General features: G+C 60.4%; 18 protein-coding genes and 1 pseudogene. 3 read left to right on the top strand and 16 right to left on the bottom strand.

Annotated features, from left to right (window positions below; all coding sequences use genetic code 11):
- Positions 1–303: 303 nt before the first annotated feature.
- A complete protein-coding gene (locus ACZ0A4_RS13545) occupies positions 304–2508 on the bottom strand; it encodes a TonB-dependent receptor (RefSeq protein WP_463575125.1) in 2205 nt (734 codons plus the stop codon).
- A gap of 219 nt (positions 2509–2727) precedes the next feature.
- Between ACZ0A4_RS13545 and ACZ0A4_RS13540 the strand changes: the two genes are divergently transcribed.
- Complete coding sequence (locus ACZ0A4_RS13540; RefSeq protein ID WP_463575124.1) at positions 2728–3810, top strand: DUF1615 domain-containing protein; 1083 nt, start codon at positions 2728–2730, stop codon at positions 3808–3810.
- A 72-nt stretch (positions 3811–3882) separates the two neighbouring features.
- Here the strand turns inward: ACZ0A4_RS13540 and ACZ0A4_RS13535 are convergent.
- From ACZ0A4_RS13535 to ACZ0A4_RS13480, 12 genes and pseudogenes are all read right to left on the bottom strand, one after another.
- A pseudogene (locus ACZ0A4_RS13535) lies at positions 3883–4164 on the bottom strand (hypothetical protein); the annotation flags it as partial.
- A gap of 132 nt (positions 4165–4296) precedes the next feature.
- Entirely contained in the window at positions 4297–4989 is a 693-nt protein-coding gene (locus ACZ0A4_RS13530; protein WP_463575123.1) for an anti-sigma factor, read from the bottom strand.
- Positions 4986–5519 (bottom strand): sigma-70 family RNA polymerase sigma factor, encoded by a 534-nt coding sequence (locus tag ACZ0A4_RS13525; RefSeq protein ID WP_463575122.1) that lies wholly within the window; start codon positions 5517–5519, stop codon positions 4986–4988. The genes ACZ0A4_RS13530 and ACZ0A4_RS13525 overlap by 4 nt, the downstream gene beginning before the upstream one ends.
- Positions 5520–5684: 165 nt before the next feature.
- The gene (locus ACZ0A4_RS13520; protein ID WP_158953310.1) at positions 5685–6206 is read right to left on the bottom strand and encodes a DUF3455 domain-containing protein; all 522 of its coding nucleotides are present in this window, start codon (positions 6204–6206) and stop codon (positions 5685–5687) included.
- Between the two features lie 114 nt (positions 6207–6320).
- The gene (locus ACZ0A4_RS13515) at positions 6321–8006 is read right to left on the bottom strand and encodes an ABC transporter ATP-binding protein (protein WP_463575121.1); all 1686 of its coding nucleotides are present in this window, start codon (positions 8004–8006) and stop codon (positions 6321–6323) included.
- 1 nt (position 8007) lies between these two features.
- Positions 8008–9030 carry an ABC transporter permease gene (locus ACZ0A4_RS13510; protein ID WP_150731467.1) on the bottom strand — a complete coding sequence of 341 codons (1023 nt, stop codon included), beginning with the start codon at positions 9028–9030 and terminating at the stop codon, positions 8008–8010.
- Positions 9030–10094 (bottom strand): microcin C ABC transporter permease YejB, encoded by a 1065-nt coding sequence (locus ACZ0A4_RS13505; RefSeq protein WP_016983984.1) that lies wholly within the window; start codon positions 10092–10094, stop codon positions 9030–9032. Before ACZ0A4_RS13505 ends, ACZ0A4_RS13510 begins: the two co-directional genes overlap by 1 nt.
- Position 10095: 1 nt before the next feature.
- Positions 10096–11961: an extracellular solute-binding protein gene (locus ACZ0A4_RS13500; RefSeq protein WP_463575120.1), complete on the bottom strand. Its 1866-nt coding sequence runs from the start codon at positions 11959–11961 to the stop codon at positions 10096–10098.
- Between the two features lie 149 nt (positions 11962–12110).
- Positions 12111–14822, bottom strand: a complete 2712-nt coding sequence (locus tag ACZ0A4_RS13495) for a TonB-dependent receptor (protein WP_463575119.1) — start codon at positions 14820–14822, stop codon at positions 12111–12113.
- Between the two features lie 206 nt (positions 14823–15028).
- Positions 15029–15430, bottom strand: a complete 402-nt coding sequence (locus ACZ0A4_RS13490; RefSeq protein WP_463575118.1) for an ExbD/TolR family protein — start codon at positions 15428–15430, stop codon at positions 15029–15031.
- Positions 15430–16116, bottom strand: coding sequence for a MotA/TolQ/ExbB proton channel family protein (locus ACZ0A4_RS13485; RefSeq protein WP_371857975.1), 687 nt, complete (start codon positions 16114–16116; stop codon positions 15430–15432). The genes ACZ0A4_RS13490 and ACZ0A4_RS13485 overlap by 1 nt, the downstream gene beginning before the upstream one ends.
- Before the next feature lie 67 nt (positions 16117–16183).
- Positions 16184–16999 carry an energy transducer TonB gene (locus tag ACZ0A4_RS13480; protein WP_463575116.1) on the bottom strand — a complete coding sequence of 272 codons (816 nt, stop codon included), beginning with the start codon at positions 16997–16999 and terminating at the stop codon, positions 16184–16186.
- 1113 nt (positions 17000–18112) lie between these two features.
- Here ACZ0A4_RS13480 and ACZ0A4_RS13475 point away from each other — a divergent pair.
- The gene (locus ACZ0A4_RS13475) at positions 18113–18736 is read left to right on the top strand and encodes a glutathione S-transferase N-terminal domain-containing protein (protein WP_463575115.1); all 624 of its coding nucleotides are present in this window, start codon (positions 18113–18115) and stop codon (positions 18734–18736) included.
- A gap of 127 nt (positions 18737–18863) precedes the next feature.
- Here the strand turns inward: ACZ0A4_RS13475 and ACZ0A4_RS13470 are convergent, their stop codons facing one another.
- Positions 18864–19304: a CBS domain-containing protein gene (locus ACZ0A4_RS13470; RefSeq protein WP_008084932.1), complete on the bottom strand. Its 441-nt coding sequence runs from the start codon at positions 19302–19304 to the stop codon at positions 18864–18866.
- 198 nt (positions 19305–19502) lie between these two features.
- Here ACZ0A4_RS13470 and ACZ0A4_RS13465 point away from each other — a divergent pair, with 198 nt between their 5' ends.
- Entirely contained in the window at positions 19503–21863 is a 2361-nt protein-coding gene (locus ACZ0A4_RS13465) for a DNA polymerase II (RefSeq protein WP_463575114.1), read from the top strand.
- On the opposite strand, the gene ACZ0A4_RS13460 is transcribed toward ACZ0A4_RS13465, so the two are convergent.
- Positions 21828–22298 (bottom strand): DUF1810 domain-containing protein, encoded by a 471-nt coding sequence (locus ACZ0A4_RS13460; protein WP_463575113.1) that lies wholly within the window; start codon positions 22296–22298, stop codon positions 21828–21830. The genes ACZ0A4_RS13465 and ACZ0A4_RS13460 overlap by 36 nt on opposite strands.
- 25 nt (positions 22299–22323) lie before the next feature.
- Positions 22324–23145 carry an aldo/keto reductase gene (locus ACZ0A4_RS13455; RefSeq protein ID WP_463575112.1) on the bottom strand — a complete coding sequence of 274 codons (822 nt, stop codon included), beginning with the start codon at positions 23143–23145 and terminating at the stop codon, positions 22324–22326.
- Between the last annotated feature and the right edge of the window lie 221 nt (positions 23146–23366).

The following is a 23366-nucleotide window of genomic DNA, read 5'->3' as shown; positions in this document are numbered from 1 at the left end:
GGTCGGCGTAACTCGAAAGAACACTCCAGTCAGTCCCCTCTCCTATAAAAGGTGAGGGGAAAGGGAGCCGATTGGGGGCTTTTCAAAACCTGAGTTCGACTCGAAGTTTAGGTCGGCGTAACTCGAAAGAACACTCCAGTCAGTCCCCTCTCCTATAAAAGGTGAGGGGAGAGGGAGCCGATTTGGGGGCCGTTCAAAACCTGAGTTCGACACGATGGTTCAGGTCGGCGTAACTCGAAAGAACACTCCAGTCAGTCCCCTCTCCCTCCGGGAGAGGGCTAGGGTGAGGGGCTTTTTTCAGCGTTAGAAATCAATAGTGCCGGACAACTTGGCAACCCGTGGTTCACCCTGAGTCAGATAACCACCCTGAGCCGATTCCCAGTACTTCTTGTTCGCCAGATTTTCCACGCCCAGACGCACGGTCACGTCCTTCTCCGACACCTTGAACGCATAACGCGCGCCCGCATCGAAGCGGTTCCAGGTCGGCAGGCTGAGGTTGTTCGCCGCGTCGGCGTATTGACCGCCGGTGCGCAGCATCCGCGCATTCAACGCGACACCTTGCAGACCCGGCACGTCCCAATCCGCACCAGCGTTGAACTGGAAGGTCGGCACACCAATCGCACGGTTGCCGTCGTTGGCGCCGTTGAGGGTGTTCTTCAGTTCGGTGTCCATCAGGGTCAGGCCGCTGATCAGGCGCAGGCCCTGGATCGGCTCGCCGAACACGTTCATTTCCACGCCTTTGTTGACCTGCTCGCCTTCACGTACGTAGGTGCAGGTGGTGGCGCTGTCGATTTCGCAGTAACCATCGCTTGGCTGTTCGATGCGATAAACGCCCAGGCTAGCGCCGTAAGTGCCCATGTCGACTTTCACCCCGACTTCGGTCTGCTTGGAACGCGCCGGTGCATAGACTTCGTTGCCGTTGGTCACGCGGAAGCCGCCGGTGCTGGTCGGCGATGTCGGGCCCTGGGCCAGACCCTCGATGTGGTTGGCGTAGAAGGACACGTGTTCCCACGGCTTGAACACCACGCCATACACCGGCGTGGTGATCGATTCGTCGTAGCTCGACTTGCGGTCGCCGCTGCCCCAACTGGCGTAGTTGTAGCCTTGCACGACCAATTGCTGACGACGCAGGCCGGCGGTGACCAGCAGGCGATCATCGAAGAAACCGAGGGTGTCGGAAATCGCGATGCTGCGGTTGAAGGTCTTGCCGACGATACCCGGATCATTCAAGTCGCCACCGGAGAAGTTACCGACCGGCGACGGTGTCTGCACCGGGTGGTAGATGTTGTTGGCGTATTTGGTCAGGTCGAAATCATAGGCGCTGCGCTGTTCGGCCCAGATGCCCGTCAGGCCGAAGTTGAGCTTGTGGCTGACCGCGCCAGTGTTGAATTTACCGTTGAGGCCGGCCATCACGCTGGTGTTGTCTTCATCGTGGGGGATGAACGAACCCGTGGTAAACGACGTGCCGCTGTTGCCAACCAACGTGGTCGAGTTGTAACGCCCGACTTCGCGGGTGTGCTTGGCCCCGCCGGCTGCATAGGCGGTCCAGTTGTCGTTCAGGTCGTACTCGGCGCGAAGCATGCCGAAGGTGTCTTCGATGTCGGTGTAACCCCACTTCGGCGCGTAGTTGGTGTCGGCCGATGGCGCGTCGGGAATGTGCGTGGCAGTGCCGAGGTTGACCGAGTTGCGACCACCGTTGACGCGTTCTTTTTGATACGCGAAGTCACCGGAAATGCGCAGGGCATCACCGCGATAGTCGAGGCCGATGGCGAACAGTTTCGAGCGCTGGTTCTCGTGGTCGATACCGGTGTCACCTTCGCGCTGGGACAGGTTGATCCGGGCGCCGAAGCGGTTGTCTTCACCGAAGCGCTGGCCGATGTCGAAGTGATGACCGATGCGGCCTTCGCTGTTGATGTCGGTGGTGTACCGACGCAACGGCACGTCACCGGCACGTTTCGGTTGCAGATTGACGCCGCCGCCGATGCCGGAACCGGTCGGGGTCACGCCGTTGATAAATGCGTTCGGGCCTTTGAACACTTCCACGCGCTCCAGGGCGTCAGTGGAAATGATCTGCCGTGGCAACACGCCGTACAGGCCGTTATAGGAAATGTCGTCGCCATTCAGCGGCAGGCCGCGGATCATGAAAACCTGTGCCTGGTTGGAGAAACCCGAGGCCTGACGTACTGAAGAATCGTTAAGCAGCACGTCGGCGACGTTTTCGGCCTGTTGATCCTGAATCAGCTGTTCGGTGTAGGACGCGGCGCTGAACGGCACGTCCATCATGTCCTGATTGCCGAGCACGCCGAGCTGGCCACCACGGGCGACCTGACCACCTGAGTAAACCGGGGGCAGAGCGTTCGGCGTCGGGGCCTGAGCATTGACGTTGACGTCGTCCAGCACCAGCGCTTGGTTATCGCCTTCAGCGGCGTGAGCGGTGACAGTCAGGGAGCACAGCAAAGCGAGAAGCGTCGGGCGAAACGGGACGGCGAGTCGAGCTGGAGCGGGCATGTAGGGACCTGGAGGCACGCGGCCGGTGAGAAAAATAGGGGCGGCGCGGGAACTCCTTGCGCAAATGCGACTCCAGGTGCAAATGATAGGTTTTCTCAGTAACGTTTTGCAATCAGTTTGTCATCACCCCGAAAATCAAAGGCAAAAGATCGCAGCCTGCGGCAGCCCCTACACGGATTGTGTATGGTTGTTCTGGCTTAGTGGACTGGATGGAGCAACATGCGATTACTCATGACCCTCGCCGCCGTGCTGACCCTCGCCGGTTGCGCGGGGCAGCGCAGTACCGAGCCGGTGCCTCGTGCACCCGCTGAAGTGAAGGCCGAAATCGTCCGGCTGATGCCGGCAAAAACCGCTGATCGCCAAGGCTGGGCCACCGATATCTACGCCGCATTTGCCGCGCAGAACATCAGCCCGACCACGCAGAATATTTGCTCGGTGCTGGCTGTGGCCGAGCAGGAATCGACCTTCCAGGCCGACCCCACGGTGCCCGGCCTGGGCAAAATCGCCCGCGACGAAATCGACCGACGTGCCGCTAAAGTGCACATCCCCAGCCTGTTGGTCAGCGGCGCGTTGCAAGTGCGCTCAACCAACGGCAAGACCTACAGCGAACGTCTGAGTGCGGCGCGCAGTGAAAAAGAACTCAGTGGCATTTTCGACGACTTCATCGGCCGGGTGCCGATGGGCCGGACGCTGTTCGGTGGCTTCAACCCGGTGCACACCGGCGGGCCGATGCAGGTCAGCATCGAATTTGCCGAACAGCACGCCAAGGATTATCCGTATCCGGTGGACGGCACGATTCGCCGTGAAGTGTTCAGCCGGCGCGGTGGCATGTACTTCGGTATCGCCCATTTGCTCGGCTATCCGGTGAGTTATCGCGCACCGTTGTACCGGTTTGCCGATTTCAACGCCGGCTGGTACGCCAGTCGCAACGCGGCATTTCAAAACGCGGTGAGCCGTGCTTCCGGTATTCCTTTGGCGCTCGATGGCGATCTGATCCGCTACGACGCGATCATGCCTGGCGGCACGGAGCTGGCGGTGCGCACCCTCGGCAAGTCGCTGGGCATGCGCAACCCGACCATTCGCGATCAGCTGGAGAAGGGCAAAACCCTGGAGTTCGAAGAGACCAGACTCTATCAGCGGGTATTCGAACTGGCGGAGCAAGCGGAGGGGAAAAAGCTGCCGCGTGCGGTGTTGCCGGGGATCGTGCTGCAGAGCCCGAAGATCACCCGAAAACTCACCACAGCATGGTTCGCCAAGCGCGTGGACGAGCGCTACAAGCGCTGCATGGCCAAGGCGAGATAAACACACAGACATAAAAAACCCGGCCAGGGCAGCCGGGTTTCTCTGGGGTGTTGCGCTTACAGCCAATCATCAGGCAACGCGGCGTTCGATCAGACGATCCGAACCACCTTCGGCAACGCGACGTTCGATCATACGATCCGCACCACCTTCGGCAACGCGACGTTCGATCAGACGATCTGAACCACCTTCAGCGACGCGGCGTTCGATCAGACGATCCGACCCACCTTCAGCCACACGGCTTTCGATCAGTTTGTCCGAGCCGCCTTCAGCGATCATGGTGTGGGCCGGGGTAGCGGCGAAAGCGTTGATAGCGAAGACCGAGAAAGCGATGCCGAGAAGGGTTTGGCGTTTCATGATGGTGTGCTCCGGGGTGTTGTTGGTTGGTATGGAGCCGATGTTACGCCGGAGATTTTTTATGAGAACTTCATTGCCGTGATGGTGAACATCGACGCCGATGATGGTTGCCAGAAGCCGCAGATCAGAGCCTCACAGCACCTTCACTGCACGCCCGATCGCCTGAATCGGCCCGGTCGGTTTGCCGATTGGCGAGCCATTGGCGCCTTCCAGCGTCAGCTCGAACAACTGGTTCGGCTGAAGCGGCGGCAGCTTGTCCAGCGGTACCGACAAGGCTTGCCCGGGTTTGACCAACCCCAGCGACACCGGCCCCTGCCAGCTGTCAGCCTTGGTCCAGAACTCCAGCGCCTTGTCGGCCGGCACTTCGACCACACCGAGCGGAATCAGCTGAATCTCGCGAGAGTTGCTGGCCTGAATCACCCAGCCCGGGGCTTTATCCTGCGGCGCGACCAGCACCACCAGATAACTCGGTTTCGGTGTGGTCTGGGTCAGCAGGATCGAGCCCAAAATCAGTGTGGCGACCAGTCCGGCCGCACTCAAGCCGCGCCAGAGCGGCAGCAGGTTCCACCATGAAGTTGAAGGTGCCTGTCGCGTCAGGCGCCCGACACTGCGTTCAATGCGCTGCCACAACTGCGCCGACGGTTGTTGCGTTTCAGCCATATCCGTCAGCTCCAGCAGACGCCGTTCCCAGGCATCTACCGCTGCACGCAATTCGGGATCATTGGGCAAGCGTCGCTGCACCTCGATCCGCTGCTCAAAAGAAAGCGTACCGAGCACATATTCGCCGGCCAGTTCATCGCGGTCCTGCGCCGATTCAGTGGTCATCCCATGCACTCCCGCAAGGCGTTGAGGCTGCGTTTGATCCACGCTTTGACGGTGCCCAGCGGCGTGTCGAGACGCGCGGCAATTTGCACGTGGCTGTAGCCGTCGACATAGGCATGGAGGATGCATTGGCGGCGTTGTGGCTCGAGTTGCTCAAGGCAACGGTGGATACGCGTCGAATGAGCGTGGGCATCGAAGCCGTCATCGTCCGCAGCCACTTCGTGAGCTTCGTCGAATGACGTTTCCCGGCCGTGATCACGCAACAGGTTCAGGGCCAGATGCCGGGTCACGCTGAACATCCAGCCACGCGCCGAACCTCGCGCCGGATCAAACCCCGCCGCGCCGTTCCAGATCTTGATAAACGCCTCATGAACGATGTCCTCCGCCAGCGCCGTGTCGCGCACCAGACGCTTGGCCACGCCGAGCAGACGCGGACCTTCCTGCACATACAAATCGCGCAGGGCCGCGCGCTCGCCACGGGCACAGGCAGCGAGACGGGCTTCGTAATCGAAAGCGGATTCGGCTAAAGGCATGTCGTGCAATCTAGCTCACATTCCCCAAACATCCAGACAGTTGAGTTGCCCCCTGTGGGAGCGAGCTTGCTCGCGAAGGCGGCCGGTCAGAGAAGACTGTGTTGACTGACACTCCGCCTTCGCGAGCAAGCTCGCTCCCACAGGGTTTATCAGTGTTGCCAGAATTCAGTTCGCCGCCCAGAAGATGTAATCAGCCTGATACTTCACCACTTCCTGCTTGCCCTTGTTCGCCGCCGTGCATTCGCTGCCCGGCGCCACGCCGCCCTTGAGCGCGACACGCTGGATGTAACTCACGCCCGTCATCGCGCCTTTGCCTTCTGCCGGGTTGGCTTTGACCAATTGATAGGGCAGGTTGCCCGGAGTCGACGGCGCCACGGCCAATTGTGTGCCGGTGACTTTCGAACCGTCCTTGGCCTGCCAGGTGGCAGGTGGACCAAAGTAAGTGCCGACCTGTTTGCCGCTGCGATCATTGAGCACCGCTTTCGGTCCGACAAACGTCCACTCGGTTTGCCCCGGCATATTGGCTTTGTCGCGGCATTCGTAAGTGATCTCGCCGACGCCGGTGGTTTCCATCGCGATCTTGTGGCCATCCGGGACTTTGATCGCGTCGGGGTAGCTGCTTTGGGCGAAGGTTGAGGCGCTGGCGGTGAGCAAACCGGTGAGGCAGATCAACTGGGTGATGTTCATCAGTATGTTTCTCCGAAAAGGGTAGATCGCTGACAGCCGAAGAGGCTGTTACAGGGACTACCCGTGACGGAGGTGTTTGGATGCAGTGCCTGAAGAATATTTTTTGGATCACCTCTATACCTGTGGGAGCTGGCTTGCCAGCGATAGCGCTGGGTCAGAGAAGGGGATGTTGACTGACCCGGCGCCATCGCTGGCAAGCCAGCTCCCACAGGGTTTTTCAGCGGGCTTGAGGCCGGAGGCTTTCAGGAGTTCCTGGGTGTAGGGATGTTGCGGCGCGGCGAAAATCTCGCGTGAAGAACCCTGCTCAACAACTTTGCCATCCTTGATCACCATCAAGTCATGCGCCAGCGCGTGCACCACCGCTAGATCATGGCTGATGAACAAATAGGTCAGCCCATGCCTGATCTGCAATTGCCGCAGCAACTCCACCACTTGCTTCTGCACCGTACGATCCAGCGCCGACGTCGGTTCATCGAGCAGAATCAATGCCGGTTCCAGCACCAGTGCGCGAGCGATGGAAATACGTTGGCGCTGACCGCCGGAAAACTCGTGGGGATAACGATGGCGACTCTGCGGGTCGAGGCCGACTTCCTTCAGCACCCGAATCACCGCCGCCTCCCGCTCGGCCTCGGTGCCAATGCCATGGGTCAGCAACCCTTCAGCAATGATCTGCTGCACCGACATCCGTGGGCTGAGGCTGCCGAACGGATCCTGAAACACCACTTGAATCTGCCGGCGCAATGGCCGCATCAAACGCTGATTGAGCAGGCTCAGTTGCTTGTTGCCGAAACGGATATTGCCCTCGGATTCGACCAGTCGCAGGATCGCCTGACCCAGCGTTGATTTGCCCGAACCCGACTCGCCAACGATCCCCAAGGTCTTGCCCCGTTGCAGGGTGAAACTGACCCCGTCCACCGCTTTGATGTAATCCTGCTGGCGGCTGAACAACGCTTTGGGCAGCGCAAACCACACCTTCAAATCATCGACTTCGAGCAGGTTGTGATCGTACTCACTCGGCACCGGCGCACCACTGGGTTCCGCCTCGATCAACAAACGGCTGTAAGGATGCTGCGGCGCCCGAAACAGCGCTTCGCAATCCGCCTGCTCAACAATCTCGCCATGGCGCATTACGCACACCCGCTGCGCGATGCGCCGCACCAGATTGAGGTCATGACTGATCAATAGCAGCGACATGCCCAGCCGTTGCTGCAATTCGATCAGCAGCTCAAGAATCTTCTGCTGCACCGTCACATCCAGCGCCGTGGTCGGCTCATCGGCAATCAACAACTCCGGCTCGTTGGCCAGCGCCATCGCAATCATCACCCGTTGCCGCTGCCCACCAGAGAGCTGATGCGGATAGGCTTTCAAACGCTGCAATGGCTGGCGAATACCGACCAGTTCCAGCAACTCCAACGTCCGTTCGCGGGCGGCGCGGCCCTTCAGGCCTTTGTGAATCTCCAACACTTCGCTGACTTGCTTTTCCACCGTGTGCAACGGATTGAGCGAGGTCATCGGCTCCTGAAAAATCATCGCAATGCGGTTGCCGCGCAAGCCGCGCATCTGCTGCTCGCTGGCGTGCAATAAATCCACGCCGTTGTAGCGGATCGCGCCGCTGCTGCTGACGTTCTTGCCCGGCAACAAACGCAGAATCGAATGCGCCGTCACCGATTTGCCCGAGCCGGATTCACCGACCAGCGCCAGGCACTCGCCACGGCGGATATCCAGGTTCAAACCGTGCACGACTGCCTGCCCGGCGAAGGCCACGCGCAGATCGCGAATTTCAATCAGGTTGTCGTTCATCTCAGCTCCTTGGATCAAACGCATCACGGCAAGCTTCACCGATGAAAACCAACAAAGACAAAATCAGCGCCAAGGCAAAAAACGCCGTCAGCCCCAGCCACGGCGCTTGCAGATTGCGCTTGGCCTGACCGATCAGTTCGCCCAGCGACGCGGTGCCCGCCGGCATGCCGAAGCCAAGAAAATCCAGCGCAGTTAGCGTTGCAATCGCGCCAGTCAGAATGAATGGCAGGTAGGTGAGGGTGGAGGTCATCGCGTTGGGCAGGATGTGCCGGCACATCAGCTCGTTGTCGGTCAGGCCCAGCGCTCGCGCGGCTTTGACGTATTCCAGATTGCGCCCCCGCAGGAACTCGGCGCGCACCACATCAACCAGCGCCAGCCAGGAAAACAGCGCCATGATTCCCAGCAACCACCAGAAACTCGGCGAGACGAACCCGGACAAAATGATCAGCAGGTACAGCACCGGCAACCCCGACCAGATCTCCAGCACCCGTTGCCCGAGCAGGTCGACCCAGCCACCGTAATAACCCTGCAACGCCCCGGCAACGATGCCGATCAGCGCACTGATGCCAGTGAGAATCAGCGCAAACAGGATCGAAATCCGCGTGCCGAAAATCACCCGCGCCAACACGTCGCGCGCCTGATCATCGGTGCCCAGCCAATTGCTCGAAGAAGGCGGACTAGGCGCCGGTTCACTGAGGTCGTAATTGACCGTGTCGTAGCTGAACGGGATCGGCGGAAACAGCATCCAGCCGCCCTGATCCTCGATCAGTTTATGCACGTAATTGCTGGCGTAATCCGGCTGAAACGGCAGCTCCCCGCCGAAATCGGTTTCCAGGTAATCGCTGAGGATCGGGAAGTAGAAAGCGTCGTGGTAGCGGATCACCAACGGCTTGTCGTTGGCGATCAATTCACCGCCCAGACAAATCAGGCACAGACCGATAAACAGCCACAACGACCAGCGCCCACGGCGATTGGCCTTGAACTGCGCGACACGGCGCTGGCCGAGAGGGGAAAGAGTGAACATCAGGCAGTCCTCGCCGAGAAGTCGATGCGCGGGTCGAGCAGGGTGTAGCAGAGGTCGCCGATCAGCTTGATCAACAGGCCGAACAGGGTGAACAGAAACAGCGCACCGAAGACCACCGGATAGTCGCGCGACACCGCCGCCTCGTAGCTCATGCGCCCGAGGCCGTCGAGGTTGAAGATGGTTTCGATCAATAGGGAACCGGCGAAAAACACCTCGATCAGCGCCGACGGCACACCGGCCACCACCAACAACATCGCGTTGCGGAACACATGGCCGTAGAGCACGCGCCTCTCGGTCAGACCCTTGGCCCGCGCGGTGATCACGTACTGGCGGCTGATCTCGTTGAGGAAGCTGTTTTTGGTCAGGATCGTCAGTGTGGCAAACCCGCCAATCACCAGCGCCGTCACCGGCAGCACCAGGTGCCAGAGGTAGTCGCCGACCTTGCCCAGCGTGCTGAGGCTGTCGAAATTGTCCGAGACCAGCCCCTGCACTGGAAACCAGTTGACGTAGCTGCCACCGGCGAACACCACGATCAGCAGAATTGCGAAGAGGAACGCTGGCATCGCGTAGCCGATGATGATCGCCGTGCTGCTCCAGACATCAAACGCACTGCCGTTCTTGATCGCTTTGCGAATGCCCAGCGGAATCGAAATCAGGTAGGTGATCAATGTTGCCCACAAGCCCAGCGACAGCGATACCGGCAACTTCTGCACGATCAGGTCGGTGACCTTGGCGCCACGAAAGAAACTGCTGCCCAGATCCAGCTGCGCGTAGTTTTTCAGCATCAGCCACAGGCGTTCGTGCATGGGTTTGTCGAAACCGTAATGGTGTTTGATCTCCTCAATCAGCGCCGGATCGAGGCCACGGCTGCTGCGCCCGGCGCCGCCAATTGCAGCAACCTCGCCACCGCCGCCCATGCTGTGCCCGCCAAAGCCTTGCAGGCGGGCGATGGCTTGCTCGACCGGACCACCCGGCGCGGCCTGCACAATCAGGAAATTCACCACCAGAATGCACAACAGCGTCGGGATGATCAGCAGCAAACGTCGACTCAGATAACGCAACATGTCACTGGCCCCCCGCGAGCTGAGTGTGCATCTGCTGGGTGGTCAACGCCTTGGCCGAGACCTCCCACCAGGTGTTGAGGCCTTCGTCGTACGCCGGTTGCACCGGCGGCATGCCGAAGCGGTTCTGATACACCGTCGGCGTGCCTTTGGAGTAGTAGTTGGGAATCATGTAGTAACCCCATTGCAGCACCCGGTCGAGGGCGCGCGCGTAATGCACCATGGCCTCGCGAGTGTTGGCCTGGACCAGCCCGTCGATCAGTTGATCGACCGCCGGACTGGCCAGCACCATCGAGTTGGAGCTGCCGACTTGCGTGGCACTTTGCGAGGCGTACAGGCTGTACAACTCGCGGCCGGGAGAGACGATCGGATCGCCACTGCGCGGGAAACTGGTGACGATCATGTCGTAGTCGCGGGCGTTGAGACGGTTGACGTATTGCGCGGAATCGATGCGCCGCAGATTCAACGTGATACCGATCTGCGCGAGGGTGCGTTTGAACGGCAACAGCATGCGGTCGAAGCCGCCCTGACCGTCGAGAAAGGTGAACTCCAGCGGTTCGCCAGCAGCGTTGACCAGACGATTGTGTTGCGGTGTCCAGCCGGCCTCGGCAAGCAGCTTCAGCGCTTGCAGTTGTTTGTCGCGGATGTAGCCGCTGCCATCGGTTTTCGGCGCCTGGTACACCGTTGTGAACACCTCGTCGGGTATCTGTCCGCGCAGCGGTTCGAGGATCTTCAATTCTTCGGCATCAGGCAGCGCGGTGGCGGCCATTTCGCTCTTTGGCCAAAAGCTGTTCTGACGCACGTAGAAGCCGCGCATCATCTGTTTGTTGGTCCACTCGAAATCCCACAGCAGGCTGATTGCCTGACGCACGCGGCGATCCTGGAAGATCGGGTTTTGCAGATTGAACACAAAACCCTGCGCCGCCGTGGGTTTATCCGGCGCCAGAATCGACTGCTGCAAGCGACCGTCGCGCAACGCCGGGCTGTCGTAACCGACCACGTATCCGGACGAGGAAAACTCGCGGTTGTAGTCGAATGCGCCGGCCTGCAGCAATTGCCGGGCGACGTCGGTGTCGCCGTAGAAATTCACCGTGAGGCTGTCGAAGTTGTACATCCCGCGACTGACCGGGAGGTCCTTGCCCCACCAGTCCGGATCGCGCTGGAAACTGATGCTGCGCCCGGCGTCGACCTTGCTCACCCGGTACGGGCCGCTGCCCAGCGGTGGCTCGAAACCACCGCCATTGGCGAAGTCGCGGGTTTGCCACCAGTGTTCGGGCACCACGCGCATCGTCGCCAGGTCCAGCGCCAGGGTGCGGTTGAGATTGTTCTTGAAGGTGAAGCGCACCTGTCGTGGGCCTTCGATCAGCACGTCCTGCACGTCGGCGTATTGCTGGCGATAACTCAGACTGCCCTTGGTCATCAGCAGGTTGAAGGTGTAGCGCACGTCTTCGGCAGTGATCGGCGTACCGTCGGCGAAACGTGCTTTTGGATTGAGGGTGAAACGCACCCACAAGCCTTCGGGGTCGCGCTCGATCTGCTGCGCGACCAATGCGTAAACGGTGTACGGCTCATCGAGCGAACGGAACGCCAGTGGCGAGTACACCCAGTCGTTGACCTGCACCACGGAAATGCCCTGATCGGCATACGGGCTGATGTAGTTGTACTGGCCGATTTCCATCGAAGCGCGGCTGAGCGAACCGCCCTTGGGCGCATTGGGGTCGACGAAATCGAAATGCCGGAAACCCGCCGGATACTTCGGCGCCTCGCCATACACCGTCAGCGCATAACTGCCGCTGGCCAGCGCCGAAGTGCCGGTGCACAGCAGCGCACTGCCTATTAGCAGAGCGGCCATGTTGCGCATGAATCTCATGAAGTCACTCCCAAAATCCCTGAATGGTCACGGAACCCTTGTGGGAGCTGGCTTGCCAGCGATAGCGGTGAGTCAGTCAACATCCATTTCATTGACAAACCGCCATCGCTGGCAAGCCAGCTCCCACAGGGTTTTGCGGTGCTCGTTCTTTAGAAGTGGTACGTCATGCGCGCAAACAAGGTACGGCCCAGCGGGTCGGTATAGCGCGGGTCATAGCCGCTCTGGAAGTTGTAGGCCTGGTTGGAGAACGGCGGGTTGCGGTCGAACACGTTCTTCATCCCGGCATCGACATCCAGCACCTTGTTGAAGGTGTAGCCGGCCGACAGGTCCCACACCGAATACGACGCCACGCGTGCGTGGGTGTCGCGGTCGTAGTCGTTGTAACCCGTGGTGAAGCGGTTGGTCAGTGCTGCCCGGGCCGCGCCGAAGGTCCAGCTGCCGGTGAGGTTGTGCTTCCAGCGCGCGATCACGCCGTCACCCTGAAAGTCGCCGACCTTGTCGGTGAACGGGCCTTTGATGGTGCTCTGGAAGTCGTACTCGTCAACGTAAGTGCCTTGCAGGCCCAGACCGAACTGACCGTACGGCGTGTTCGGGAAGCGGTAATCCAGCGACACATCGACACCGTTGGTTTCGACAATGCCAAGGTTGGCGTTGCCGGTGACGATGTAGTTGAGCGTGCCGTCGGCATTGCGCACGAAGCGATCGGGGTAGGAACCGGCCTGATCAAACACGGTGGATTCCGGGAACGGCTGGATCTGGTTGGAGATGTGAATCCACCAGAAATCCAGACCCACCGACAGGTTGCTGATCGGCTGATAGACGAAGCCGAGGGTTACGTTGCGCGCCTTCTCCGGGGCCAGGTCTTCGTTGCCGCCAATCTGGTTGAGGAACTGCTGACCACAATCGCGGCCACCGTTGCCGCCCGGTTGCACCACGCCGCCGGTACACAGCACCGGGTCGTTGTAATAGCCCTGGGTGTAAGTGATGCTGCGCGGCGAATACAGCTCGTACAGCGACGGCGCACGGAAGCCTTCGCTGTAGGCACCACGCACCACCAGCTCTTTCAATGGCTGATAGCGGAACGAATATTTCGGGTTGGTGGTGCTGCCGAAGTCGCTGTATTTGTCGTGACGCACGGCGGCGGACAGTTCGAGGCTGTCGAGCACCGGCACGTTGATTTCCGCGTAGGCGGCTTTCACGCTGCGATCACCCTCGACACTGCCGGCGGGGTCGATGCCGAGGCTCTGGATGTCGCCGGCAAACGATTCGAAGTCCTGATGGAATTTCTCTTTGCGGTACTCGCCGCCCAGCGCCAGGCCGGAAGGGCCGGCACCGAACCAGTCGCCGATTTCACGGCTGATACGTCCATCAAAACCAGCTACACGACCCACAGCGGTGGAATAGGCGCCGTGATACGCCGCGTTGTCGATGTACTGCTGCCCGGCGGCGGACTGCGGGCCGAACGGGTTGAGCAAACCGCTGGCCAGACCGTTGATCATCGCCTGATCGCTGACATAACCGCTGGTGACGCTGGAGACGATTTTGTTCTGGTTGTACGAGGCGCCGACGTTGTAATCCCAACCGCCGACCAGACCATCGAAGCTGAGCAAAAAGCGCTGGCTGGTGTTCTGGTCTTTCGATTCACGCGGGCCGGCGGCGGTTTCACGCCAGTTGACGTCGACCGGTTGGGTTGGGTCGAGGGCGAAATCGGTGGGTGCCGGGGTGATGCCATTGCCGGGGTAGTAGGGCGATGAGCCGTCCAGGCTCAGGCCGGTCAGCGGCGCAGGGCCGACGGCGGTGGCGTTGTTGTTGCGCGACCAGAAGTATTCCAGGTTGACGTTATGATCGTCGCCGAGCTTGCCGGTGGTCTTGCCGAAGAACGAGGTCTTCTCGGTCTGCGGCACCAGGTCGATGAACTCGCGGGTGCTGAAGCGGCACAAACCGTCGCGGGCGATCAGGTTCGGCCCGTTGCAATTGCTGTTGGCCAACGGGTTGGTGGCGTTGCCGTTCTGGCTGTAGTTGCCGGGGAACGCGGTGCCGGAAGTCTGATCGAGACCGCGACCGGGGGCGTAGTCGGTGGCGAAGGAGCGGTCGTTGGCGTCGAGGTTCTGCTGCTTGTTGTAGTTGAACACGCCAAGGACGTTGAAGCGGTCCTCCTCCAGATCGCCGTAGCCCCAACTGGCGCTCATGTCCTTGGTCGCACCGCCGCCGCTGTGGGTCGGGGTTTCGCCGCCGAGGGTCAATTGGCCGTCAGTCAGGGATTTCTTGGTGATGAAGTTGATCACGCCGCCGATGGCGTCGGTGCCGTACAAGGCCGAGGCGCCGTCGCGCAGCACTTCGACGCGTTCGATGGCGGCAAACGGGATCATGTTCAGATCCACCGCGCCGCCGGCCGAGTTGGTCCCCGACAAGGCGTTGTTGGCCAGGCGTCGACCGTTGAGCAGCACCAGCGTCTTGTTCGCGCCGATGCCGCGCATGTCGGCGAACGAGGCGCCGCCAGTCGCCGCGCCCACGGAGCCTGCGCTGTTGTTGATCGACTGGCTGCCGGTGATGCGCTGCACCAGTTCGGCGGTGGTGGTCACGCCCTGTTTGCGCAGCTCATCGGCCTTGAGAATGGTGATCGGCACCGCGGTTTCCGCATCAACCCGGCGAATCGCCGAACCGGTCACTTCCACCCGTTGCAGTTGCGTGGTCGGCGCAACCACTGCCGCTGCCGCCGGGACGCTAGCGTTATCGTCCTCAGCCGCTTGTACGGAGCCGGCGCCCATCCCCATGGCCACCAGATACAACGGAACAAAACGGTGGCGAGAAATCGTTGCCACCAAGGGTTTGAGCGTGAAGCGTGGAGTGTTCATCAGCATGGTTATTTCCGACTTTTCAGACGTTATCGAATTGGCCTTGTGAGCCCCTCATTGCTCCGCTATCGGTGATACCGCGTGCGGAAAACCACTTTCTTCAAGCAAGCCGATCCCCTCCGAAGACGCGTGGCGTTTTTCGGTCGGCTGGTTGCGACGGGAGTCAGCGAGCGGTGGCGGGCGTGTCTCTCAAGGCGCGCCCGCCACCGCATTCAGTGGGTGGTCATCACCGATATTTTGGTAATGCCCGAGCGTTCGATCGACGCCATGGCTTTGGCGACCTGGCCGTAATTGACGGCGGAGTCGGCCTGCAACTGCACGCGCACCTCGCTGTCCTTGGCCTTGACCTCCTTGAGGCTGGCCTCCAGCGATTCCGGGGCCAGTTCGGTCTTGGCCAGATAGAACTTGCCGTCCAGATCGACGCTGACCACCACCGGGTCTTTTTTCTCGGCGGGGGCGACGGCGTCGGTTTTTGGAAGGTTGACCTTGATCGCGTTGGTCATCAGCGGCGCGGTAACGATGAACACCACCAGCAGCACGAGCATCACGTCGACCAGCGGCGTGACGTTCATTTCGCTGAGCACTTCATCGCTGTCTTGAGTGGAGAACGACATCAGCTGGCCTCCCGCACGGCGGCAGTGGTCTTGCTGGCGATGGCCTGACGGCTGATGGAAAACGCACTGCGCGAGGCGAGGGCGTCGAAGTCATGGGCGAAGTCATCCATGTCTGCCGAGGCCAGTTTCAGTCGGCGCAGGAAGAAGTTGTAAATCAGCACCGCCGGCACCGCGACGGCGATACCCACACCCGTGGCGATCAGCGCGTGACCAATGGGCCCGGCGACCGCTTCAAGGCTGGCCGAACCGGTTTCGCCGATGCTTTTCAGCGCTTCCATGATTCCCCACACGGTGCCGAACAGACCAATGAACGGCGCGGTGCTGCCGATACTGGCGAGGATCGCCTGGCCGTTTTCCAGCGAGCGGCGTTCCTTCTGGATCTGCTGGCGCAGGTTGCGTTCCAGGCGATCCGAACGATTGATGGTGTGCGCCAGTTGTTGCGTGGTACGCGGCGAATCCTCGACCAGTAGCGCTTCAAAACCGCTGCTGGCAATGCGCGCCAGCGAGCCCGGATACTGGCTGGCGTGTTCGGCAGCAGTGAGCAGATCCGGCGCGCCCCAGAAGGCTTTAGTGAACTGCTTGTTCTGCGCTTTCTGCCGCAGGTACTGCGCCGACTTGACCAGCAGGATCGCCCAGCTGACCACGGAAAACAGCACCAGACCCCAGAGCACGCCGGGGACAATCATCGAAGACAAATCGTTCATGGTGACACCTCGCTTGCGTTATTCGGTTGTGCGTTGATTGAGCGTTCGGTTATTGCGGCAATTTGAAATCGATGGTCTGGGTGGCGAAGCCGTCGATCGGCGTGTCACCGCGTTTGGCCGGAATAAACTTCCAGTTCTTCACGGCGGCAACGGCGGCGTCATCCAGTTGCGGCTTGCCGCTGGATTTGGTTACGGTCACTGAGCCGGCGCGACCGTTGGCCAGCACCTGAATGCGCAGCACTACGCTGCCTTCCCAGTTGCGCCGCAGTGCCAGCGACGGGTATTCCGGCGGCGGGTTGCCGAGGCTGGCGAGACCGGAAACGGCTGCCGATTCCTTGACCGGGCCGGGTGCGGCGGCAGGGGCTGGCGGTGCGCTCGGGGTGGCCGGGGCAGCGGGTGCAGCCGGTTGCGCCGGGGCCGGTGGCGCTTTCGGCGGCTCGACCTTTTTCACCGGTTTCGGCTTCTCGACCGGTTTCGGTTTTTCGATCGGCTTGGGTTTCTCCACCGGTTTCGGCGGCGGCTTGACCGCGTCCTCGTCTTCCACCGGTTGTTCAGGTTCCGGCGGAGGAGGCGGTGGCGGCGGTTCGGGGGTGGGCGGTGCCGGTGGCGTCGGGCTGGTCAGCTCGACGGTCATTTCCGGAATCTGCGGCGGCGTTGGCAATGGCTCTGTCTTGGATTGCTGGAGAAACCACCAGGCGCCGCCATGTATCAGCGCCGACACAGCCACGAGCAACACCATCTGCTGTTTATTCAAACCACCGGGTTGCGAGGTATTGGCTTTAAACGCCGGCCTGCCCGGTGGCGGCGGGACTGGCGCTTCCCGCAACGGCCCCGGCAGGGTTCTGTGCTTTACCGCATCGTTCATTAAAGCTCCCTCGGGTTGATGAAGGGCAATAAGGTGCCGTCCGAACATCCAGGGGATGTTCGAGTGGGTGGGTGCAACTTTCTTCAAGGTGTGCAGAAGCCGATAGTTGAACTATCCGGTTATTAAGGCTTGTGCAAACTTACTGGCTTAGCGCCATCGACTTCGAGTGTTCATTCGCCATTCCCTGGTTGTTCTTCTATTGCGCAAGACAACGGTCGGTGTCTCATGCTTGTTACACATAGCAACCGCTGTGCCACATGTTGCTGAAATGTAGAGTGCGTATTTCATGAGTGTTACCCATGTCGCATTTATATAAGTTTTACCCTTGTCATGGTTTTTCCATGGCGCGCAGATTGCCGTTACTCCGGTTGAGGGAGCTTTTTCACAGGCGAGTCAGGCTGTGCGCCATATCACGCGGGATGGCGGGATAGAGCGACTGCGCAGCTGGCGGCCAAGGCACTTGCTGGTGCGCGGCGGACTGAATTGGTGCGGGTCAATGTTTTAGCGGCTCACGGGGCATGTTCCTTGTTGTTGTTTAAATGGAATCACTGTTTTAAGTATTGAATAGTGCAAACCCGTGGAGCAGTTTTGGTGCACTCGCAATGGCGCTGAAAGTTATTGTTCGACAATCTTGCTGTCGTTCAATGCACACTGCGTTTGTGCAATAACTGCCCGAGTCTTATTTAAAAAATAAATAGCACGCTGCCGTCGGCCAATAATTCATTGCCGAACGCAGTGCGCTGTCGAGGTGTCAGGTAATAAAGTAAGTGTGAAGGCAGCCGGGACTGTTCGGATGAACTCGGCAGCGAACGGATACATGCAAAGAGGCTGTGATGCGGCAGAGCGTTTGAAGATTCACGCGGTGAACTCCTTGTTGCCAGCTCGGATACGCGAACTTTTGGTTCGGTATCGCACCTTACAAGAACGCGGATAGCGTTCGATGATTGCTCTTGGTGCGGGATGGGCACCGCCAGCGCTGTTTTGCGAGGTTTGAATTCGCAAGTCGCGAGTGCATGGGAAAACCGTGCCAAAACCGATACACAGGCAGATTTTTTCTACACCCGCGCTACAGCCATCTACCCTGTGGCAATGGTCTTTTCGGGGGGATTGGATATGTACCAGCTCTACGGGCACAGAAACTCAGGCGCAGCCGCCATCGAAGCGGCGCTGGAGCTGTGCCAGATCGCTTACCGTTTCATTGATATCGAAGCCAGCACTGAAGCCGCCGAGGCGCTGGCCCAGCTCAATCCACTCAAGCAAATACCGACCTTGCAACTGCCCGACGGCAGCGCCATCACCGAAAGCGCGGCGATCCTGATTCATCTGGGCCTGACGTTTCCCAAGTCCGGCCTGCTGCCAGCCAGGGCGGATGATCGTGATCAGGCCATTCGCGGTCTGGTCTACATCGTCAGCAACTGCTATGCGGCGATCGGCGTCATCGATTATCCGGAGCGCTGGCTGCTGATGCCCGACGAAGCCTCACGGCAGAATCTGGTCGCCGGTGCGCGCGAGCGGCTGCATTGGAGCTGGGAGGTGTTTGCCGATCAGTTTTCTGCCGAGTTGTATCTGGATGACGAAACGCCGGGGGCGCTGGATGTGCTGGCGGCGGTGGTGACGCGCTGGGCGGGCAGCCGCGAGCATTTGCGCCAGACGCGGCCGGGATTTTATGCGTGGTTACAGCGGATTGACCGGCACCCGGTGCTGGCGCCGGTCTTCGCCCGGCATTGGCCCGCCTGAACACCAAAGAACCCTGTGGGAGCGAGCTTGCTCGCGAAAGCGTAGTGTCAGTCGACGCTTGTTATTCTGACCCACCACTTTCGCGAGCAAGCTCGCTCCCACTGGGTTAGGGGATGATTCTGAAAAGTTATTCCCCGCGGATGTACTGCTCCAGCTGCTTGATCAGCTCCGCCTGCTCGGCAATTGCCTCCTTGACCAGGTCACCGATCGACAGCAAACCGATCAACTTGCCGTTCTCGACCACCGGCAAGTGGCGCAGGCGTTTGTCCGACATGATGCCCAGACAGGTGTCGACGGTTTGATGGGTATCGACGGTGATCACGTTCGCCACCATGATGTCGCGCACCGGCGTGCCCACGGATGAGCGGCCATGCAGCACCAGTTTGCGCGCGTAGTCGCGTTCGCTGATGATGCCGACCACTTTGTCGTCTTCGACCACGAGCAAGGCGCCGACGTTTTTTTCGGCCATCTTCATCAGCGCTTCGAGCACCATGTGATCAGGTTTGATCTGGTGCACTTCCTGATTTTTCTGATCTTTGAGCTTGAGCAGTTGGGCGACGGTCTTCATGGCGGTTACTCAGGTGTTGTCGTTGTTATCCAAGCATCGTAGACGCAAGCGCGCAGGGCAAGGTGGCAAAGCGGCAGATAGCACGCAAAAAACGTCATTTGCCGGGTTTTTCCGTGGTTGGCGCCGATTTATCGTCAGGGTCATCCCACGCAATGCCGCGTAGAATGCCCTTCTGATTCAATTCCTGAGGTTGCAGTGGTGGATTTACCGCAGGGCTTCGTCCTGACCCGGCATTGGCGCGATACCCCGGCCGGCACCGAAGTCGAGTTCTGGCTGGCGACCGACGCCGGGCCGCGCCGTGTGCGTTTGCCGCATCAGCCGTCGGTGGCGTTTATCCCCGCCGTGCAGCGCGCAGCCGCCGAACGCCTGCTGCACGACGAAAAGAACGTCGAACTGCGCCCGCTGGCCCTGCAGGATTTCGAACATCGTCCGGTGCTGGGTTTGTATTGCCAGCAACACGGCCAATTGATGCGCCTGGAAACCGCGCTCAACCGCAACAATGTCGACGTCTATGAGGCCGACGTACGCCCGCCGGAACGCTACCTGATGGAGCGTTTTATCACCGCGCCGGTGCGGTTCAGCGGCACGCCCGATGCCGACGGCGTATTGCTCAACGCCCAGCTCAAACCCGACCCCAAATATCGGCCGACGCTAAGGCTGGTCTCGCTGGACATCGAAACCACCGAAACCGGCGAGTTGTATTCCATCGCCCTCGAAGGCTGCGGTGAACGTCAGGTGTACATGCTCGGCGCGCCGAACGGCGATGACAGCATTGTCGATTTCGACCTCGAATACTGCGACTCGCGCACGATCATTCTGAAGAAACTCAACGACTGGTTCGCCCGCCACGACCCCGACGCGATCATTGGCTGGAACGTCGTGCAGTTCGATCTGCGCATCCTTCACGAACACGCACGGCGCCTCGGTGTGCCGCTGAAGATCGGTCGTGGGGGCGAAGAGATGCAATGGCGCGAACACGGCAGCCGCAATCACTACTTCGCCTCGGCGGCGGGGCGGCTGATCATCGACGGCATTGAATCCCTGCGTTCAGCGACCTGGAGTTTCCCTTCGTTCAGCCTGGAAAACGTCGCCCAGACGTTGCTCGGCGAAGGCAAAGCCATCGACAACCCGTACCAGCGCATGGACGAAATCAACCGCATGTTCGCCGAGGACAAACCGGCGCTGGCCAAGTACAACCTCAAGGACTGCGAACTGGTCACGCGGATCTTCGCCAAGACCGAGCTTCTGACCTTTTTGCTGGAGCGTGCCAGTGTCACCGGCCTGCCGGCGGATAGAAGCGGTGGCTCGGTGGCCGCGTTCACGCATCTGTATATGCCGTTGATGCATCGCCAGGGTTTTGTTGCGCCGAACCTGGGCACCAATCCGCCGCAGGCCAGCCCCGGCGGGTTTGTCATGGACTCGCAACCGGGCCTGTATGAGTCGGTACTGGTGCTCGATTACAAGAGCCTTTATCCATCAATCATTCGTACCTTTCTGATCGACCCGGTCGGTCTGATCGAAGGTTTGCAGCACCCGGACGATACCGACTCGGTGCCGGGCTTCCGTGGCGCGCGTTTCTCGCGCACCCGGCATTGCCTGCCGTCGATCGTCTCGCGCGTTGCCCAGGGTCGTGAGACCGCCAAGCGCGAACACAATGCGCCGCTGTCGCAGGCTCTGAAAATCATCATGAACGCCTTCTACGGCGTGCTCGGCTCCAGCGGCTGCCGCTTCTTCGATACGCGGCTGGCCTCATCGATCACACTGCGCGGCCACGAGATCATGCTGCGCACGCGCAAGCTGATCGAAGAGCAGGGCCATGCGGTGATCTATGGCGACACCGACTCGACGTTCGTCTGGCTGCGTCGCCCGCACGGACAGGAAGAGGCGGCGGCCATCGGTCAAGCGCTGGTCAAGCACGTCAACGACTGGTGGCGCGCGCATGTGCGAGATGAATACGGCCTGGAAAGCGCCCTCGAACTGCAATTCGAAATTCACTACAAACGCTTTCTGATGCCGACCATTCGCGGCGCGGAGGAGGGCAGCAAAAAACGTTATGCCGGCCTCGTCACCCGCGCTGACGGCAACGATGAAATGGTCTACAAGGGCCTGGAAACCGTGCGCACCGACTGGTCGCTGCTGGCCCGGCAATTCCAGCAGGAACTCTACGAGCGGATATTCCAGCGCAAGCCCTATCAGGATTACGTGCGCGACTACGTGCGCAAAACCCTCGCCGGTGAATTCGATGATCGCCTGATCTACCGCAAGCGCCTGCGCCGCACCCTCGACGACTACGAACGTAACGTGCCGCCGCATGTGCGCGCGGCGCGGTTGGCCGACGACTACAACGCACAACACGGGCGACCACGGCAATACCAGAACGGTGGCTGGATCAGTTACGTCATCACCCTGGCCGGCCCGGAACCGCTGGAAGTGCGCCGCGCCGCCATCGACTACGACCACTACATCACCCGGCAACTGCAACCGGTGGCGGATGCGATTCTGCCGTTTGTCGACGACGATTTCTCAACCCTGATCGGGGGGCAACTGGGCCTGTTTTGAGTCGAGCAGTTGCAACGTCCATTCATCGAGAATGCCGTGGAAGTAGCGTTCCAGCGCTTGTGTGAACACGCTGTCTTCAGCGGCAAACTGGGCGAACAGGGTCATCGAAGAATGGAATTTCAGGTCATCGGGATGGCCGAAAATTTCTGCGATAGAACGCTGTTGCACCTTCAGCACTAACTGCGTGCAGGTGCGCAGCCGTGCGCCGAGCAACTCATGAGCCAGATAAGCCCGGGCTTCCTCGGCTGAGCCGATGGCGAAGCGCCGGGACATTTCACTGCCGCCCAGGCCGGCGAACTGCGGGAAGACAAACCACATCCAGTGGCTGCGCTTGCGGCCCTCATTGAGCTCGCGTTGCACGCGCTCGAACACTGGATCCTGGGCCTGGACAAAACGTTGCAGGTTGAACGGGTCGTACTGATCAGTGCTTCTCATCGCGAAGCCCTCGCCAGCCGCTGGCTCAGACCATGGCCAGCCGCTGCTTGCGTTGTGGCGCTTGAAACGCCTGGTCCAGCGCCGCCAGATCCCCGGCCTCCAGTTGCAGTTGCGCGGCTTGTGCATTGAGTTGCACGTGTTCCGGCCGTACAGCCTTGGGAATCGCAATCACGCCATCCTGACGCAGAATCCACGCCAGCGAAACCTGTGCGGGGGTTACGCCGTGACGAGCGGCGATTTCTTTCAACACCGGCTCGGCGAGCATGGCACCGCCCTGGCCGATCGGACAGTAGGCCATCAGTGGCATGCGCTGGTGTTGGCACCACGGCAGCAGATCGAATTCGATGCCGCGCTCTTCAAGGTTGTAGAGAACCTGATTGGTCGCGCAGGCCGAGCTGGACAGCTCTTCGAGATCATCGACATCGAAGTTCGACACGCCCCAACGGCCGATCTTGCCGTCCTCGCGCAATCGTTCGAATGCTTCCACTGTTTCTTCCAGCGGATACTGGCCGCGCCAGTGCAGCAGATAGAGGTCGATGTAATCGGTGTCGAGCCGCCGCAGACTGCGCTCGCAGGCCTGCGGGATGCCTTTGCGGCTGGCGTTGTGCGGGTAGACCTTGCTCACCAGAAACACCTGATCGCGCAGGCCGGCAATGGCTTCGCCAACCACGCTTTCGGCGCCGCCCTCGGCGTACATTTCCGCCGTGTCGATCAGGCTCATGCCCAACTCGATCCCCGTGCGCAGCGCCGCCACTTCACGCTTGTGCGCCGAGCGGTCTTCACCCATGCGCCAGGTGCCTTGGCCAATGATCGGAACCTGGACGCCGGCCAGTTCGAGGGTACGCATGCAAACCTCCTTGCTGAATGTGTCGATACCTTTTAGTGGGCAGCAGGATAGCGCAGGGGTTCCTTCATCTGCCCGTACAAGTGCGCAAGAAGTTGCGCAGTGCCTTACCAGTTTTCACCCGGGTAAGTCTCTGCAGGGCACGTAACACATAGCCTCCAGCCAAGTGCGCAACTTCTTGCACACCACTGCGCAAGAAGTTGCGCACTTTCCCTTGTTTTTCA

The sequence above is a fragment of the Pseudomonas sp. AC172 genome (genome assembly GCF_979258595.1).
This window is presented reverse-complemented; position numbering and strand designations above follow the sequence as displayed.

Coding starts and splice junctions, on each gene's coding strand:
- ACZ0A4_RS13545 (WP_463575125.1), bottom strand. CDS start 2,508: ATGCCCGCTCCAGCTCGACTCGCCGTCCCGTTTCGCCCGACGCTTCTC.
- ACZ0A4_RS13540 (WP_463575124.1), top strand. CDS start 2,728: ATGCGATTACTCATGACCCTCGCCGCCGTGCTGACCCTCGCCGGTTGC.
- ACZ0A4_RS13530 (WP_463575123.1), bottom strand. CDS start 4,989: ATGACCACTGAATCGGCGCAGGACCGCGATGAACTGGCCGGCGAATAT.
- ACZ0A4_RS13525 (WP_463575122.1), bottom strand. CDS start 5,519: ATGCCTTTAGCCGAATCCGCTTTCGATTACGAAGCCCGTCTCGCTGCC.
- ACZ0A4_RS13520 (WP_158953310.1), bottom strand. CDS start 6,206: ATGAACATCACCCAGTTGATCTGCCTCACCGGTTTGCTCACCGCCAGC.
- ACZ0A4_RS13515 (WP_463575121.1), bottom strand. CDS start 8,006: ATGAACGACAACCTGATTGAAATTCGCGATCTGCGCGTGGCCTTCGCC.
- ACZ0A4_RS13510 (WP_150731467.1), bottom strand. CDS start 9,030: ATGTTCACTCTTTCCCCTCTCGGCCAGCGCCGTGTCGCGCAGTTCAAG.
- ACZ0A4_RS13505 (WP_016983984.1), bottom strand. CDS start 10,094: ATGTTGCGTTATCTGAGTCGACGTTTGCTGCTGATCATCCCGACGCTG.
- ACZ0A4_RS13500 (WP_463575120.1), bottom strand. CDS start 11,961: ATGAGATTCATGCGCAACATGGCCGCTCTGCTAATAGGCAGTGCGCTG.
- ACZ0A4_RS13495 (WP_463575119.1), bottom strand. CDS start 14,822: ATGCTGATGAACACTCCACGCTTCACGCTCAAACCCTTGGTGGCAACG.
- ACZ0A4_RS13490 (WP_463575118.1), bottom strand. CDS start 15,430: ATGTCGTTCTCCACTCAAGACAGCGATGAAGTGCTCAGCGAAATGAAC.
- ACZ0A4_RS13485 (WP_371857975.1), bottom strand. CDS start 16,116: ATGATTGTCCCCGGCGTGCTCTGGGGTCTGGTGCTGTTTTCCGTGGTC.
- ACZ0A4_RS13480 (WP_463575116.1), bottom strand. CDS start 16,999: ATGAACGATGCGGTAAAGCACAGAACCCTGCCGGGGCCGTTGCGGGAA.
- ACZ0A4_RS13475 (WP_463575115.1), top strand. CDS start 18,113: ATGTACCAGCTCTACGGGCACAGAAACTCAGGCGCAGCCGCCATCGAA.
- ACZ0A4_RS13470 (WP_008084932.1), bottom strand. CDS start 19,304: ATGAAGACCGTCGCCCAACTGCTCAAGCTCAAAGATCAGAAAAATCAG.
- ACZ0A4_RS13460 (WP_463575113.1), bottom strand. CDS start 22,298: ATGAGAAGCACTGATCAGTACGACCCGTTCAACCTGCAACGTTTTGTC.
- ACZ0A4_RS13455 (WP_463575112.1), bottom strand. CDS start 23,145: ATGCGTACCCTCGAACTGGCCGGCGTCCAGGTTCCGATCATTGGCCAA.